Origin of the sequence: Bacillus sp. S3 (assembly GCF_005154805.1) — a bacterium.
In the GTDB taxonomy this organism is placed as follows: domain Bacteria; phylum Bacillota; class Bacilli; order Bacillales; family Cytobacillaceae; genus Neobacillus.
This window is the reverse complement of sequence record NZ_CP039727.1, coordinates 4,888,277-4,904,707: the sequence shown is the minus strand read 5'-3', so window position 1 is coordinate 4,904,707 and position 16,431 is coordinate 4,888,277. Positions and strand designations below refer to the sequence as shown.

Genomic DNA, 16,431 nt, shown 5'->3' with positions numbered 1-16,431 from the left:
TCTGTTCTTTGAAAAAGAAGAGAAATAGTTACGGAATTCGAAGGGGATACATATGGGGAAATATGAGGTAAAACAAATAAATGATCTGTTGAATTATGATTTGGATCATATAGTAAAGCAAAGCAAAGAAGAGGGTTTTCGCTTTGTAGAACGATTATTAAATGACTATAAAAATGGCAGTAATACTTTTCACCATTCTGGAGAAGGATTATTTGGTGTGTTTAATAAAGAAGGTCTACTTGTTGCTGTTGGCGGATTAAATAAAGACCCCTTTTCAAATGAACATTATATAGGCAGGCTGAGAAGGTTTTATGTTCGTAAAGAGTATAGGAGAAACGGTGTGGGAAGTATTTTGGTAAAAAGGATCATTGACGAAGCAAAAAGGTATTATAAAATTTTGGTGCTTCATACAGATACCGAACAGGCTGATACATTTTATTCTTCTATTGGATTTTCAAAGGGAAATCTTTATCCAAATTCAAGTCACTTTATGGAGTTTAAAAGCTAACGTATTATTAGCTATTGGTTAGCTTTAACACTTTAATTAATAAGATTACCGAATGGTCATGGGGACGGTTCTTGTGGTCTGTACTAATATAAATAAAAGCCACGAAAACTGTCCCTGTGGTGAGACTGTTGTAGATCAATATTTCGGACCACGCTTAGAGTATAAATAATGGAGGAGAGACAATGGCGAAACGACGGGTGTTTTTGGTTTGCGGTATATTCACTAACCTCCAATAGTTGAATATGTACCAACTACTGTTTAAGTATTACCTCAAAATTTATTAGGATATATCTTTCGAGTGAATGATGGGATTAATTACCATTATAATGATAGGTTATTTGTACAACTCCAGAAGAGAACGTTCTTGTATTAACCACTTTTAAATTTAACCTCTGTTTAATATCACTAAACAACGGTTTGCCTTCTCCCAAAACAACAGGGTGTATGGATAATCTAAATTCATCAACAAGCCCTAAATTTATAAAAGTGGTAATGAGACTTGCTCCGCCATATAGCCAGATGTCTTTACCAGGCTTTTTCTTCAATTTATTAACTTGTTCAAGAATATTATCATTTATTAGTATTGCTTGATTATCAGTCTCTTTTTGTGTTCTGGAAAACACATATTTCTCTTTGCTATGAACCAATTTCCAAATTTCCTTTTCGGTATCGGAGTCTTCCTTTTTTGGAATATATTGTCCCCATAAATCGTAGCTTTTTCTACCATATAAAATTGTATCAATTTGATTCAAGAAATTAGTGAAATCCATATCTGGGTCCATAATGCACCAATCAACTTCGCCATTTTTCCCTTCAATAAAACCATCTAAAGTAACTGCCAAATCCAAAATTATTTTTCTCTGTTTTACGTTATTTGACATAACTATTCCTCCTTTAATCATTCAGATTTTGTTTCCTCTGCCCCGTTGTATAAGGATTACACAGCGAATTTAGCCAATCATTTTTCCGAACCGAACAACCGTGTTCTGTATGAACAAGGAGGACACTCAAGGCCTTCCTTGAAACGAGTTTCTCTCATTTCATTGATTAAACGAACACCAACCGAGGAATAAGGCTCAACATGGCGTTTAACCCATTGATCGACTTGTTTTTTTTGTGGTAATTTGTCGGTATACTTTTACAAGTTGCTAAACGCTTTGCTCACCTTGAACATCCTCTCGTTGCGAATGTATGTTCTTTTTTAATTATATCAAGAATTGGGAGAAAGGCAAATATCAACATTACCTTTAACGGAGCGAGGCGGTACCGAGGAACAATTTGAATATGTGACTGTGTTAGCAAATCTTACAGAAAAAAGATGCTATGGATTAGTTGGAAATTGTACGGAATTTTGTTATCGGCGTTTAAGTTCCCATAAGATCGATTACTTATTATTATCCTTGGATTGTTCCTTGGGTTGATCTTGCTCTTCCATTTTCCTGAATTGAATATCGTCACTAAGTTTCTTTTCATGCTGGTTCTTCAATGTGAGTACTGCTGCCTTCCCGTCACTGGGCGACCCATCCGAAAAATACATAGGAAATAGAGAGAAAAACAGCATGTAAAAAGAGAAATAGATAAACTGATCCCAAAAAACGGAATTATCTAGAATTCCTTCAGAAATAAGGGCGTATACCAGAAAAATACCTGCAAGGTTGAATATGGACCCACCAAGGTAGATCAAGGTATTCGTAACACGGTTATCATGCTTTAACGATTTAAACTCGCAGGCCCCATTCCAGAAGTAGTATCTCCTTACTTCAATATTCCAAAAGGAAAATACCATTGCCCCACATCCGATTGTGATTTTTTTCTCTGATCCCCCGAAAAGCGTAACAAAAAAAATATGTCCGCTTAAATGGATAAGTGTCACGATGGGCAGGATTACGAAAAAAGAAATTAGGAATTTTATAATGTCAGCGAATCCAAACATGATTATCCTCCTAAAATAGGCTTCGTAGAATCGGCCAATTCATTGAGTGCGTTTAAGGACGTTAGTTGTGTACCCTAAAGAGGATAACTAAAAAGTATATTTTACTAATGGCATAATTTGTTATTTGGAAATAGAAGGGGAGATTTGAAGGCCTTAACATCGAAGTAGAACCCGTCTACTTAGGTATTTGAGAAATTTTAGGTACGAACATCGAAGTAGAACCTGTCTACTTGGACGTTTGAGTGAATTTTAGGTACGAACATCGAAGTAGAACCTGTCTACTTCGGTGTTTGAGTGAATTTTAGGTACGAACATCGAAGTAGAACCCGTCTACTTCGGTGTTTGAGTAAATTTTAGGGGCGAACATCGAAGTAGAACCTGTCTACTTCGGTGTTTGAGTAAATATTAGGTACGAACGTCGAAGTAGAACCTGTCTACTTGGACCTTTGGGTGAATTTTAGGTACGAACATCGAAGTAGAACCCGTCTACTTCGGTGTTTGAGTAAATTTTAGGTACGAACGTCGAAGTAGAACCTGTCTATTGAGCGGTAAGGCCCTTACCTATTTGCTTTCATGATTTGTTGTTCCTAGACCATTACCAACTGCTTTATTTTTTCTCGCGCCCCGGCACGCCAGCCTTTCACAGCGGAAACCGACACTTTCTCTAATGCAGCAATCTCGCTTGCCGATAAGCCATAACGGGAGGTGTAGAGGACCCACTTTGTTTGGTTAGGTGTCAGGCCTGCACAATAGGAGCGAAGCGTTTCTTCCTCTAATGGGCAGAAGGGGGTGTGATCCTCGATGACGCTCCAGAATTCATCACTTGGATAAAGGCTTTTTTCCTCGTTTTTGCGGCATTTCTTCAGTTCCATGAGCAGATACCCTTTAATGTACATGTAAGCATAGCTGGTGAGTTTCCCCTTGCTTGCGTCAAAGCGGCGGGAGGCTTCCCAAAGGGCAATAAGCCCGAGCTGGAAGAATTCTTCTTGGTCCTTATAAATGTGTAATGAGTGCATGATTTTGTAGATCATCGGTGTGTATTGTTCAGCTAACTGTTCAAAGCTTTCCAATGGTAGGACCCTTTCAGAAAGCGCGCTTTTCATTGTATTCCCGGGTACCTCTACCATAACGGGTTACGAACAGTTGAGCGAACAGATCAAATTCACTTTTGGCGGGATTTTAAACCTGGAAAAATCAAAATCGCCGTTCAAAAAACACTATTGAACGGGAAATTGCTTTTTTTCGATGAATTTCCTATGAATTGAGGGGGAATGGCAATTGGGTTAATTCGAAACGGAAGTTACTTGTGTAGAGCACAACTAATGGGGAGATCCGAATGAAAGGACGAGGTGGCAGTCACCTCGTCCTGTTTATTTAATCCGAAAAATTGTAATATATTATTCTCGACTAGGCGCACTGTGCTATCATTTACTTTATTAACCTGCACTTTTTTCAACTGGTAAGCATATTTTGCCGATCTGCCATCAGTTCTTTCCATTCGTTAGCCAATTCATCAACAGCTAGAATTCTTTTTATCCCTTCGATATCCTTTTGATTATGAAAATAAATCTCATTTCCGTAAAGAATGGATACCTTTTTTGGATGTGGCTCCAATAATGTAATTTGAGAATCGTTACGGACCAACCCCTCTTCTAACACACGGCACAAATACCCTGTAAAACCTGTTTGTACCATCCTCTTTAGCAGAAATGGATTATTCGTACGCTTAGAAATGGTGCTGCATGGGATTCTCCCTTGAGTGATTTGGATAACAGCATCTCCAAGCCGAAAAATATCCCCAAGATGGACATCTTTTTCCAACATATTTGTTACCGTTATATTCTCACCGAAAGTGGAAGCCGGTAAAGTAGTTGCAAATTCGTTTCCCCAAAGTAAATAGTGTTCATAGGGGTATACACATACGGCACGGTCTGGACCTCCGTGATGCTGTAAGTCCGCCACTCCATCTCCGAGAAATCCCTCTTTTGTTAAGAGCGCTTCTTCAATGGTTTGTTTGCAAATGCCTGAATCGATTTCCTTATTATTCCCGTACTTCAATTTTTGGGGTAATCCAATTGAAAAATTTTTTAGTTCAATCCTGTTCCTGCCTGCCACTGTCATATGTACCCACTTCCTCATATTATTTTTGGCTCTGTATGTACATCCCATATTAGCATTCCTGCCCTTACAATGTATCTTACCATAGACCAAGGGATGAGGGGGGCCAGGTGCCAGAGGCGGTTCTGGTGGCTTTTTTTGAAAAACGTGGTTGAAAATGACCACGAGAACCGTCTTCGTTGTTTTTGGTTTTACTATAGGGAGCTAGGGTATAACAATAAAGGCACGTATTTTTGAGAAGGCAAATCGCCATGTACCATCATTTGTGCATTCACTGTTGTCAAAAATCTATTAATATGGAAAGTAAATTTAGAAAGAAAGGACGATTTCAATGAAAGCTCATCAATTTGTCGCAAGTATCATTACTTTGATTATGGTTCTCGTTTTAGCGGCTTGTACTGGAAATGGTGACACACCACCATCTGATCATAACGCAGATCCAAAGACGAAATCCAATGAACAAATGGAAATGAATCATTCAAGTTCAGGTGAAGTTCCAGAAGATTTAGCGGTTGCAGAAAATCCAACCTACCCAGTTGGAAGTCAGGCTGTTATGCATGCGAAACATATGAAGGGAATGGACGGAGCGGCAGCCACAATTGCGGGAGCCTATCATACAACTGTGTATTCCGTTTCATATACCCCTACAACTGGTGGTGAAAGAGTGGAAGACCATAAGTGGGTTATTCATGAAGAAATTGAAAACGCAGGCGAAGAAGCATTTAAGCCTGGCGATGAGGTTGTATTGAAAGCGGACCATATGGAAGGAATGGATGGGGCTGCCGCTGTTATTGATTCAGCCGAGGAAACAACGGTATATATGGTTGATTTCAAAAATACTGAAACAGGAAAAGAAGTAAAAAACCATAAATGGGTTACAGAAAGTGAACTATCACCGAACAAATAAGGGTGCCAGGGCCAGTTCTGCTGGCTTTTTTAAAAGGAAAAGTAAATGAATAAGACCACGAGAACTTTTTACTCGTGGTTTTTCGTGGTTGTTTGTTATTTAACAATTACTGTTCCATCCATTCCTTTGGTAAAATGGTACCGACATATTAGTTGATATGTACCGGGCTCTTTCGGACTCACGGTAATGGTTTTTTCTTTTCCTGGCTGGACTTCGACGTCAATTCCGAGCTTTTCCACTGTGAAGGTGTGTTCCCTTTTCCCTTCGTTTTTCAATATCAAAGGTGTCGTTTTTCCATTGAGAATGGTGATGACTTTCGGATTAAAGTAATCATCGTTCATCTTAACCTCAATCGCTTTCACCGTCTCCGTAGGCTGAGTTACCTCACCGGATTCGGCAAATACGCCGAGTGAGCCTAGTGTTGTCACACCTACAATCACTGCAAACAATACGACCAACCCTGTTAACCACTTTTTTGCAAACATGCGCAAACCCTCCTTTCCTAAACACTATTTTTTGCTAATTCATGAAATATTATCACAATAATTTGTTTCAGACGTGCTTTAAAATTATGTATTTAATATCCTTCTTCAACCTAACTCTCAATTGTTGAAGAAGAAAAGAGTTAGAAATTATTTTTCTATTATGGTTCAAACTACTGTTATGCATGATACGGTTCTTTTCTCGTGCAACCAAAAAGTTGCTTATGCTTGACAGGCAACTGTAGGGTTGCTTATACTTGAAATATGAATTGGGACAAAGACGCTATATTCAAAGCACTTGGCGACTCGACACGAAGACTCATTTTAGACGAACTTTCCGAACGTAACGAGCAGACGATGTATGAACTTACGGTACGTCTGATTACGAAGCACGGACTTTCCATTACGCGGCAGGCGATCGCCAAACATCTTTCTGTGCTGGAAGATGCAGGGCTCGTCAAATCAAAACGAAAGGGAAAATATCGAGTAATTAAATTTAACAACGAACCACTTAAAGATCTACTAAAAGGATGGATCGAGTAATTTATGTAAAAACTTCTGGATAAAAGTAGGGGTTTTTCTGCTTGGGGCCAGATTGTTTGCAGCGCACTAAAGTGGTAAATATTAAAGGAGGCAAAACATGATGAAAATCATTGTAACCAGTTTATTCGTACAAGACCAAGACAGGGCACGGGAATTTTACTCTGAAAAGCTGGGATTTGTAATAAAGCACGACATTCCTATGGGGAAACATAGGTGGATTACGTTAGTTTCTCCCGATGCAGAGGACGGTACGGAGCTTTTACTCGAACCGAATGAGCATCCTGCCGCAACAGAGTTTCAAAAGAAGATATTTGCCGATGGCATCCCAGCAACAATGTTTGGCGTTGCAGATATTCAAAAAGAGTACAAACGATTATTGGAAAAAGGCGTAAAGTTTACGATGGAGCCGACAAAAATGGGCGAAGTCACCATAGCTGTCTTCGACGATACATGCGGCAACCTTATTCAGATCATGCAGAAGTAACTATCTTGGTTTGTTTTAAGTGACATGAACATACCTTGACGAAAAAAATAATGAAAACCCGGCACCGCCCTTTCTCTATATTTTGTTATAGGGGAAGGGTGGTGTTTTATTATGGAAATTTCAGCAAACGACTCCTGAAAGAAAAAATTGTAACCTTTTATCTTCTTTTGTAGAAAACAACCAACTAACAAGTAAATCATGCTAAAGTGAACAAAACATATCTGAGGAGGAAGGGGAATGCAGTATATTGATAGTTTTGGTTGGGGCTTAAATATCATTCTAATGATTTGTTTTGTTATAGCGTTATTGGTGGTAATGAGAAAACCGAAAGAAAACCGAAAAAACACAAAGAAGAAAATGTAAAGAAATGACCAATTAACATGGGGGCGGTTCTGCTGGCTTTTTTTGTCATGAAAAAGTGCCATGAGAACCGTCTCCGTGGTTTTTCAATGATAGGATTTAAACGAGAGTGGATTGTATTTCTTTTTTTCACACATATCGATTATATATGTTGCAATTTGTTGTATACCGAGATGTATCTTATCTTCATTTACTTGTGAAATGCTTAGCCGAATGGCTTGCTGGCTGTTTTCAGCTAAGTACATTCTAGAAGCGTTGTCTACATAAATATGTTTTTCATGTAATAGGTAAATTAATTTATTGACATCTATATGTGAAGGCAAAAAGATGGTGAGATAAAAACCACTTTTGGGCTTTGTAAATTGTACATAGTCCGGTAAATACAATGAACAGGCTTCCAAGACTGTTTTCATTTTTTTTATGTACAATTTTTTTACGCTTTCTAAATGATAGTGAAACATACCATTTTTTAAATAGATTTCTAATGCTCCTTGTGAAAGTGTCGATGAAGTGAAATCAGTGCTAAATTTATAGCTTACAAAGGTGGGAATCATTGTTTCAGGGAGTGCAACAGTAGCCATACGCAGTCCTGGCAAAAATACTTTCGAAAAACTCTTTACATAAATGACTCTTCCGTTTGGTTCATAGGCAAACAAAGGGTCTGCTTTTAAATCCGGATCTAATTCTGCTAAGAAATCATCCTCTACAATGTATACATCGTATTTTTCCGCAAGTGCAACGATTTTTTTCTTTTCTTCATTTGTATAATGATGCCCAAGTGGGTTATGGCATCTTGGAACGATGTAAAAGAATTTAATATCGTTTGTTCGAAACAAATATTCAAGCCTTTCAAAATCAATACCCTCCATTGTTAATTCAATTCCTAACGTTGTAATCTGATTTAACTGTAAGGTATCGATCATTCCAAAGTAAGTAGGCTGCTCAATCAATACATTCTTCTTCCCGTTCGGAAACGGCATGTTGGCTAGAATGTGAAGCGCTTGTTGTGAGCCGGAAGTAATAACCAGTCGTTCAGGTTTCGTAAATACTTGTAAATGTTGTAAATACTTCGCAAGCTCCTTTCGTAAAGAAAAAAGTCCCTGTTGCTCACTATAAGTAAATAATTGTTCTTTATAATGTTCAATCGCCTGGTTGATACAATGCTGAAAGTCCTCATAAGGCATGATCTGTTTATCCGGACCAGCAGATAAAAAATCAATATCCTTTTCATGTGGACTAGGTGTTTGGTAATAATCAACAACGTAATAGCCACTTTTGGGTTTAGCATAGACAATATGTTGTTGTTCCAATTCAACTAATGCCTTTACAACCGTATTTTTACTACATTGAAATTGATCAGCGAGCAGCCGAATGGAAGGTAATTTATCACCTGTTTTTAACTGCTTATTCTCTATTTGTTGTTTCACCCATTCTAAAATACCTCTATATTTTGTTGTCATATGTTCTCCTTTGTATCTGTCCTATGACAGATGTGGAATTTTATGGTTTTAAAAGGAGCGAATATTCATTACAATCATGTTTAATTAGTTTATTCCTTATAACCATGATTATGAAATACATTTGTATCCTTGTGAAGGAGGAAGTTGAATGGGAAACAATAGTAAAAGAGGAATGCTGTTCGGCTTTATTGGCGTCGTTTGTTTTAGTCTTACCTTACCAGCTACAAGTATTGCTGTCCCTTATTTTGGTGAGACAATTGTTGGGTTGGGTAGGACAGTAGTTGCGGCAATAATCGTAAGTATCATTTTTATCATAAAAAAGGAATCATTACCTAATAAAAAACAATTGAAAAGCTTAAGTATTGTTGCCGCTGGTGCTGTACTTGCCTTTCCGTTATTGTCAACTTTTGCAATGAAGTCACTGCCTGTATCACATGGTGCAATTGAAACAGCTTTACTCCCGCTTGCGACAGCTGGTTTTGCTATGTGGCGCGGAGGCGAGCGGCCTTCGAAACGGTATTGGATTGCGAGTATTATTGGCGCTGTAACAGTGCTTCTTTATGCCGTATATTTAGGTTTAGGTCAATTACAAAAAGGGGATATGGCACTAATTGTAGCTGTCTTACTACTTGGGTTGAGTTATGCAGAAGGCGGAAAACTTTCAAAAGAGCTTGGCAGCTGGCAAGTCATCGCTTGGGCTATATTAATTGGAGCCCCGTTTTTTATTATTCCTGTTGGCTTAAGCATATCGGTTGATATATTCCAAGCGCCGATCGAAGCTTGGATCAGTTTGTTCTATTTAGCTGTTGTAAGCCAATTTTTAGCCTATATCGCTTGGTATGGCGGGATGTCTTTAGGAGGGATTGCAAAAGTGGGACAGATTCAATATTTACAGCCCTTTTTAATGATTGGATTTTCTGTATTGTTCTTAGGAGAATCAATCACATGGCTTACGATTGTATTAGCGATTGTTGTAGTGATATGCGTCATAATTGGAAAAAATGCACCTGTGATCAAGAAGGAGTCCAAGGGGACGGTTCTGCTGGCTTTTATGGGAAAGAAAGAGCGAAAAATGCCATGAGAACCGTCCCCGTGGTTTTTCATTGGTAAGAAGTTGATCAGAATGAAGAATTAAAATATCTCCAGATGTTAAAAGGAAAACAGCTAGACGGATTATTATCAGTTCTCATGCGAATGACTGGGAAATCATTATTTGCGTAGATGTACTGCAGTCTTTCATTATGTTTAACAATTTAACTTAAATAAAAGTAAAATTAATTAACCAATGGAATAGGCAGCCTTTTAAGAAACAATCAAATATTTCTCGACTTATACGCTAGGAATCAGGAACTATTGGATTGATCCTTGACATAATTCACTAAAATAGGATTTTTCCCACACCGATTAGATTACTAATAATTCCTAGTCCACCCATGGTGCCTTTTCCTAATTTAAGTAAGCCTCCAAGTATTCCCAGCTGGCCGTTACCTCCGTTATACCCCCATCCCATCGGGGCTCCCGGACCACCCCATCCCATGGGATGTACCTGTCCCCCCCAGCCTGCGGGGGTTCCAAAACCGCCCCAGTTAGCCTGCTGTCCATTGGCGCCAAAACCAAAAGGATTGGCGGCTGGCGGCAGAAAAGCAGCAGGGTGTCCTTGTGGGAACATCCCCTTATTATTGACCTGTTGGCCCCATGGGAAGGGCTGTTTTTGAGGATTGAAACCCTTATTACCGGCTGATGGAGCCCAACCTAGATGCGGTCCTTGTGGGAACATCCCTGCATGGTTGATTGGTTGAACCCAAGGGAAGGGCTGTTTTTGGGGATTGAAACCCTTATTACCGGTTGATGAAGCCCAACCTAGAGGCTTTCCTTGTGGGAACATCCCTGCATGGTTAATCGGCTGCGCCCAAGGGGCTTGAGTCATGAAACCCAGCTGTTCGGGAAGCTGCGGCCAGTTGGCGTGCTGTGCTTCCGACTCCCAATCGTCATGATCGACCGGCGGCAGCGAATTCCCAAGTTGTTTTTGAGACGTAGAACCCGTATTGTCAGCCGGTGTTGTCCAACTGGAAGAAGGCTCTTGTGCTGTCAAACCTAATTGGCCGGCAGAGGAGGTCCGAATAACAGGTTGTTCCATACGATGAAAACCCCCAGAAATCTTCCAACCAGCCGGATAGACTCGACCACTCCACCCCTCAGGAATACCGAGACCATTAATTCCTCCAAATTTGGGTATTTGGGGCTGTGAATATAATTGTGGCACTGAAATTTGGTTAGTATATAGCTGCCTGTTTCCCTTTGAATTCACATACCAATACTGGTGCATACGCCTATTCTCCTCATTTAAAAAACGTCATGTTAGACTTAACCTATGTAATATTCCTTTTTGTGGCTGGTTAAATAACTAGGTCTACAAGCCCGTATTTAAAAGAATGGTCTATGGGGATGTTTTTGAATTCGCTGATAAAATGAAGGATTCGCTGATAAAATGAAAAATTCGCTGATATATTGCCGAAATTCGCTGATAAACCTTAAAAAATCGCTGATAAATGATTCTGAGCCAGCTTATGCAGTTCAGTAATTCAATGATAAAGTGTGATTTTACACCTTTTTTGAATTCGTAAGGGGATACTCTCACGATTAGATCGCTGAACATCATGATTTACCAGGAATTGCATGCTCAGCGCCAGAAGTGATGTTAAGTAATATTGAAGCGAACACAATAGAATACAAGATTTTAAATAATTCAGGTTTACATACATAGAAACTCTATGTATAATTTAGTTAATAAAAGTAAAAGGAGAATGCCGTATCAATCGTCGCCTTTTTTTTGTTACTTTCATTTTTGGATGGCTTGCTGTTTCAATTTCCCCTTTTTTTGATTCCGTGATTGTGTCAAATTCTAATGATTTATCCTATCTTAGATTTGGTTTTCCACTACCTATCATTGAACAGCAGACATCGTTAACACCTATGGAGAAAGACTTTCCTCTCACAGTAGGGGTCCTAAGTCCTCAAGAAAACGCAACCGATTTACTGGCTTTTAATTATTTCTTTTCTATATTAATAGTAACCTTAACCACCTATATCACTATTCTAGCTATAAAATTTTTAGTTAGAAAGCTAATAAAAGTCTAACCCAAAGTTCAAGGGTAACTTGTAATACACATTTTAAGGAGAAATTTTACAGTGATAAATGAGGAAAAAATCATTGAGATGATTACAGAGGATCAATGGATGATGAATATATTAAGAGCAGCAAAATCATTGAATTTGCCTGACTGGTGGATTTGTGCTGGATTTGTTCGATCAAAAATATGGGACACATTACATAGTTTTAATGAAAGAACTCCCATTCCAGATATTGATGTCATTTATTTTGATCCTGCAAATATTAATGAATTACAGGAAAAGAAACTTGAGGAAAAGCTTAAAACCCTTATGCCTAACATTCCTTGGTCTGTAAAAAATGAAGCAAGAATGCATATTAAAAGCAATATGCCTCCCTATGTTTCATCCGTGGATGCTATTTCCAAGTTTCCAGAAACAGCAACCGCATTAGGAGTAAAATTAGATGAAAAAGACAATGTGATCGTAATAGCCCCTTGTGGAATCAACGATGTGGTCAATCTTGTGGTAAAGCCGACTCCTTATTTTACAAAGACGAAAGAGAGAGTTGAAATTTACGAAAACCGAATATCAAAAAAGAACTGGAAAGCAGTTTGGAAACATTTAAAAGTGTATCATATAGATATTTCTTATTAAACGAACCAGGGCTGTTTTGTTGTGCAAAATGGCGCTGGCTTGTTCGCTCGCTACAAATGAATCAACATAGCAAAAATGGATTGTCCTATAACCAGACAACCCATTTTTGCTGTTATTAAATTCAATTCAATTCAACCGTTTCATTTACATCTGTCGATTTAGAACTTTGTCCTGTCATGCGTTTATAGAGAAAGGCAATTTTCTTTGTGAGATTACCGGTTTCCCAATATTCGGCTGCTTCCGCTTTTACCTTTATCAGGACAACGTTAGGATCATCATAAGAAGTTTGCATGATTTTCTCATGTGCTGTGCTCCACAATTCCTTTTTCTTGTCTAAATCCGTAACGATTTCCGCTCTTCCGCGAACGGAAACATAGGATTTACCTGCATAGGCCACATTCACATCTTGATCATGTAAAATTTCTTCATATTTATTCGTCTCTTTTTTAGTGAAAAACCATAAGTCGCCATCAAACTCTACTTCTTGTGTTTTCATAGGACGAGAAACAAGTCCTTCTTCCGTTACCGTAGTCAGCATGGCCGTGTCTACGTCTTTGATTAACTCTCTTAACGTTTCCATTTCTTCTTGTTTCATCATATTAGACATTTCCATCACCTCATTAATGTTTACAGAAGTATACTACCCTCTACAGTGGAAGTTTATGCCGGTTAAAAGAACTTTAAATATCCAAAAGATGAGTGTCAAAAATGGTTCCGTTCATGTCTTCTTGCAAATACTTTTGATAAATGGTAAGCTTAAGAGGAATTATTTTTGTTCGGTGTAATGAATAGTATAAGATTAGCTTTTCGTCTTGACGATCACTGAGTGCAAGGATAGTAACACATGTGTGCAAAGCACACAGCAGGAGGAAACAAAATGGAACAAGGTAAAGTAAAATGGTTTAACGCAGAAAAAGGTTTCGGATTCATCGAGCGTGAAGGCGGAGAAGATGTATTCGTTCATTTCTCAGCAATCCAAGGCGAAGGTTTCAAATCTTTAGATGAAGGCCAAGCAGTTACTTTTGACGTTGAGCAAGGCCAACGTGGAGCTCAAGCAGCTAACGTTCGTAAAGCTTAATAAGTAGAACAAACGAAAACAGGCTCTTTATCGAGTCTGTTTTTTTTTGTTTCTTTTAAAAACAAGGAGCCCCACTCACGAATGAGCGGGGCACATGTAAACAAGTAAATCAAATGGTACTCAAAGTGTAACACATAATCCCGAAATCTCCTAATTCCCTTACATCCCTCTTTTCAGACAATGGGACTGGGGGACCAAGGGCATGGTTCTGCCGGCCTTTTTTGGCAAGTAAAACTGGGAAATACCGGATCAACCGCCCCTGTGGATTAATCCTCCAGCTGGTACGTATGGCTGAAATGAACCTTTCCGTTTTCATCCTGAATTTCTACAATCGCTTGCTTCGCTGCAGGATCCACACGGAACACGCCGAAGTTAAAGAAATTGCCTTCAGCATATAATTTCTCCGGGCCGAAAGTTGGATCCAGTGTCCCTGGATTAATCTTTACCGCTCCGATTGGTCCGCTGATCAATTCGTTATAATCCGTCTTACCATCTTGATTGGCGTCATATTTGATAACTTCGGCAAAGTGAACATCTGTTGTGACGAAGAAAACATTTTTGATTCCTTTTTCGATGATAAAATCAGAGATTTCCTTGAACTCGTTCTCAAACCCTGTTGGATCATTTGCGTTTACATTGTCTCCATTTGCCCATCCATCTCTAGCCATGGCTTTTCCAGTTGGAACGGAGATTGGCACAGAAGATGCGACCAGTTTTACTTTTGCATCCGACTCAAGAAGCTGCTGCTTCAGCCATTCTACTTGTTCCTTCCCTAGCATGGTTTTATCTGGCCCATCTGCCTGGGTGTTAGGAGAGCGGTAACCCCGGTTGTTTAGGATCACCATATCCATCGCGTTGCCCCAAGAATACTTGTGATATAGCTTGTCCTCTGCACTGCGTTCATTAGAAATAGGGTAGTAGTTTTTAAACGCATGTAATCCAGTTGGAGTCAGCGGCTGGGAGGGGCCTGAAAAGTCATTTGTTACTTCATGGTCATCCCAAATGGCAAAGGTGCTTGTTTTCTGCAGCAGGCTGCGGAATCCTTTATCGGTCCGGATTTCTTTATACTTCGCCCAGAAATCCTCTACCGTTTGCGAAGGAGGATTCGGCACTGCCGGGGTAGGGCTATCCGCATAAATCGTGTCCCCGCTGAACAGGAAGAAGTCTGGATTGACTGCAGACATTGCTTCGAAAGATTTATATGGCGGAATCTCGCCATGGCCCCCCGTATCGCCGCCCCAAACCATGGTCAATGGTTTTAAGCTGTTTTCCTCTGGTGCCGTTTTAAATGAACCATTGACGGTATACTTGCTGGAAACAGCATGTGCCCGGTAGTAGTAGGTAGTATCCGGCTTTAATCCGTCCACTTCTACCTTTACGGCAAAATCGTTCGTAGCATTTGCCGGTGCTGTTTTGACCATCGTATCGTGTTTAAACGTACTGTCTGTAGAAATTTCAAATTGCACGTTTGCTTTTTCGTTGGTCCTGGTCCATAAGATGGCTGAAGAATCGGTCACATCACCGCTTGCAACCCCGTGTGAAATATACGGCTTGTCTAGCAGACTCTCAAACTGATCCGGGTAGTTTGTGAATAGCCCATCAACACCAAGTGAGGCTAGGGAAACCATATCATCCTGAGAATTGACGGTCCACGGATGAACGAGAAGCTTGTTTTGATGTGCAGCTTGCATCATCTTTGGAACGACCAGTTCTTTGCTCGGACCGACACCAGAAGCATAATCAGAGATTCGCTGCATCTCCTTGGACACATCTTTCCCTTTCAGCATACTAGCATTATAAAGCTGAATCAGTTTAACATTTGGGGCAAGATTGTGTACCTTACGAAGGCTCTCCTCGCTGAAGGATTCAAGAAATAGTTTTTCATTCTCTAAGACTTCCGTTTTTTTTAAGATTTCAATTACTTTCTCTTCCATTCCCGGGTAAACACTTGGAGCTTTTGTTTCCATGTACAGACCGGCTTTGCCATTCCCGTGCTGCTTGACGAATTCAATGGCTTCCTCCAGTGTTGGCACCTTCTGCCCGATGTACGCTTGTTTTGCCTGATCCGGATAGGCTTTATTAAACCATGAGCCTGCATCGAGACGCTGGATTTCTTCTAGAGTAAAATCCTTTACCCGCCATGGGGCCCGGTCTGGATAAAGTTCCTTGGCATTGGTCGTCCGCGCCAATGTTTCATCATGCATGGCAATCAATTGGCCATCCTTCGTCATTTGTAAGTCAAATTCGACATAATCGGCCTTCATTGTCATCGCCTGTTTATAGGCGGCAAGTGTATGTTCCGGGCCGTATGCAGAGGCACCGCGATGGGCAATCACGGCTACATCGGAGTTTAATGGTGTTAATGTTGATTGTCCATTATCCGTTACGGACATTTCAATCGGCTTGGCTAAAACGGCATATGGCGCAGCAGTTGTGACGGACAAAGACAGGCAAGCAAGACTAGCAATTAAACCCTTTTTCATTTTGCAATCATCCCCTATACGTTTTATGTATTTCTCTTTAAAAATATAGGAGCATTGTTGAGCATAGATTAATAGAGTGTGAAAAATCTGTAAATAGGAAGAAAACAGGTCTTTTTCCTTATAAATGTTGGGACTGGATTACTATGTAATAATGGGAAGGAAAATTTTGACTTGCTATTGGAAGAAATAAGTGGGAAAAATGTTGAAGCGTTTATCTTCAATGTATTCAAGGGAAATCCTTTTAGGAAACGCGGACGAGAATCCTCTCCATTTCAATGGAGAGATGATAGTCCGCCCTCTTGGATAAACT

Annotated in this window: 17 protein-coding genes and 1 pseudogene; 8 read left to right on the top strand and 10 right to left on the bottom strand. The window is 39.6% G+C overall.

The window, feature by feature from the left end:
• Positions 1–52: 52 nt before the first annotated feature.
• Positions 53–508 (top strand): GNAT family N-acetyltransferase, encoded by a 456-nt coding sequence (locus tag FAY30_RS23530; protein WP_149872124.1) that lies wholly within the window; start codon positions 53–55, stop codon positions 506–508.
• A gap of 311 nt (positions 509–819) precedes the next feature.
• On the opposite strand, the gene FAY30_RS23525 is transcribed toward FAY30_RS23530, so the two are convergent.
• From FAY30_RS23525 to FAY30_RS23505, 5 genes and pseudogenes are all read right to left on the bottom strand, one after another.
• Positions 820–1,389, bottom strand: coding sequence for a dihydrofolate reductase family protein (locus FAY30_RS23525; RefSeq protein ID WP_149872123.1), 570 nt, complete (start codon positions 1,387–1,389; stop codon positions 820–822).
• 81 nt (positions 1,390–1,470) lie between these two features.
• Positions 1,471–1,673: pseudogene (locus FAY30_RS23520) on the bottom strand (IS1595 family transposase); the annotation flags it as partial.
• A 219-nt stretch (positions 1,674–1,892) separates the two neighbouring features.
• On the bottom strand, positions 1,893–2,441 hold the full coding sequence (locus FAY30_RS23515; protein WP_149872122.1) for a hypothetical protein: 549 nt from the start codon (positions 2,439–2,441) through the stop codon (positions 1,893–1,895).
• Between the two features lie 587 nt (positions 2,442–3,028).
• Positions 3,029–3,511 (bottom strand): sigma-70 family RNA polymerase sigma factor, encoded by a 483-nt coding sequence (locus tag FAY30_RS23510; protein ID WP_149872121.1) that lies wholly within the window; start codon positions 3,509–3,511, stop codon positions 3,029–3,031.
• A 382-nt stretch (positions 3,512–3,893) separates the two neighbouring features.
• Positions 3,894–4,562, bottom strand: coding sequence for an MOSC domain-containing protein (locus FAY30_RS23505; RefSeq protein ID WP_149872120.1), 669 nt, complete (start codon positions 4,560–4,562; stop codon positions 3,894–3,896).
• A gap of 328 nt (positions 4,563–4,890) precedes the next feature.
• Here FAY30_RS23505 and FAY30_RS23500 point away from each other — a divergent pair, with 328 nt between their 5' ends.
• Entirely contained in the window at positions 4,891–5,466 is a 576-nt protein-coding gene (locus FAY30_RS23500; protein WP_149872119.1) for a YdhK family protein, read from the top strand.
• Between the two features lie 95 nt (positions 5,467–5,561).
• Here the strand turns inward: FAY30_RS23500 and FAY30_RS23495 are convergent, their stop codons facing one another.
• A complete protein-coding gene (locus FAY30_RS23495; RefSeq protein WP_149872118.1) occupies positions 5,562–5,951 on the bottom strand; it encodes a cupredoxin domain-containing protein in 390 nt (129 codons plus the stop codon).
• 261 nt (positions 5,952–6,212) lie between these two features.
• Between FAY30_RS23495 and FAY30_RS23490 the strand changes: the two genes are divergently transcribed.
• The 3 genes from FAY30_RS23490 (at position 6,213) to FAY30_RS27895 (ending at position 7,338) form a co-directional block, all read left to right on the top strand.
• Complete coding sequence (locus FAY30_RS23490; protein WP_149872117.1) at positions 6,213–6,491, top strand: ArsR/SmtB family transcription factor; 279 nt, start codon at positions 6,213–6,215, stop codon at positions 6,489–6,491.
• Between the two features lie 100 nt (positions 6,492–6,591).
• Positions 6,592–6,975 (top strand): VOC family protein, encoded by a 384-nt coding sequence (locus FAY30_RS23485; protein ID WP_149872841.1) that lies wholly within the window; start codon positions 6,592–6,594, stop codon positions 6,973–6,975.
• A gap of 237 nt (positions 6,976–7,212) precedes the next feature.
• Positions 7,213–7,338, top strand: coding sequence for a hypothetical protein (locus FAY30_RS27895; RefSeq protein ID WP_263315246.1), 126 nt, complete (start codon positions 7,213–7,215; stop codon positions 7,336–7,338).
• Between the two features lie 83 nt (positions 7,339–7,421).
• On the opposite strand, the gene FAY30_RS23480 is transcribed toward FAY30_RS27895, so the two are convergent.
• Positions 7,422–8,795 (bottom strand): aminotransferase-like domain-containing protein, encoded by a 1,374-nt coding sequence (locus FAY30_RS23480; RefSeq protein WP_149872116.1) that lies wholly within the window; start codon positions 8,793–8,795, stop codon positions 7,422–7,424.
• 148 nt (positions 8,796–8,943) lie between these two features.
• On the opposite strand from FAY30_RS23480, the gene FAY30_RS23475 reads away from it, so the two are divergent.
• Positions 8,944–9,876 (top strand): DMT family transporter, encoded by a 933-nt coding sequence (locus tag FAY30_RS23475; protein ID WP_149872115.1) that lies wholly within the window; start codon positions 8,944–8,946, stop codon positions 9,874–9,876.
• A gap of 297 nt (positions 9,877–10,173) precedes the next feature.
• On the opposite strand, the gene FAY30_RS23470 is transcribed toward FAY30_RS23475, so the two are convergent.
• Positions 10,174–10,932 carry a hypothetical protein gene (locus FAY30_RS23470; protein WP_149872114.1) on the bottom strand — a complete coding sequence of 253 codons (759 nt, stop codon included), beginning with the start codon at positions 10,930–10,932 and terminating at the stop codon, positions 10,174–10,176.
• Positions 10,933–12,011: 1,079 nt separating this feature from the next.
• Between FAY30_RS23470 and FAY30_RS23460 the strand changes: the two genes are divergently transcribed.
• The gene (locus tag FAY30_RS23460; protein ID WP_149872840.1) at positions 12,012–12,560 is read left to right on the top strand and encodes a nucleotidyltransferase family protein; all 549 of its coding nucleotides are present in this window, start codon (positions 12,012–12,014) and stop codon (positions 12,558–12,560) included.
• Between the two features lie 121 nt (positions 12,561–12,681).
• Here FAY30_RS23460 and FAY30_RS23455 read toward each other — a convergent pair whose 3' ends face one another.
• Positions 12,682–13,167 carry a pyridoxamine 5'-phosphate oxidase family protein gene (locus FAY30_RS23455; protein WP_149872113.1) on the bottom strand — a complete coding sequence of 162 codons (486 nt, stop codon included), beginning with the start codon at positions 13,165–13,167 and terminating at the stop codon, positions 12,682–12,684.
• A gap of 270 nt (positions 13,168–13,437) precedes the next feature.
• On the opposite strand from FAY30_RS23455, the gene FAY30_RS23450 reads away from it, so the two are divergent.
• Complete coding sequence (locus FAY30_RS23450) at positions 13,438–13,638, top strand: cold-shock protein (protein ID WP_027322891.1); 201 nt, start codon at positions 13,438–13,440, stop codon at positions 13,636–13,638.
• Positions 13,639–13,904: 266 nt separating this feature from the next.
• Here the strand turns inward: FAY30_RS23450 and FAY30_RS23445 are convergent, their stop codons facing one another.
• The gene (locus tag FAY30_RS23445; RefSeq protein WP_149872112.1) at positions 13,905–16,121 is read right to left on the bottom strand and encodes a glycerophosphodiester phosphodiesterase family protein; all 2,217 of its coding nucleotides are present in this window, start codon (positions 16,119–16,121) and stop codon (positions 13,905–13,907) included.
• Positions 16,122–16,431 lie beyond the last annotated feature (310 nt).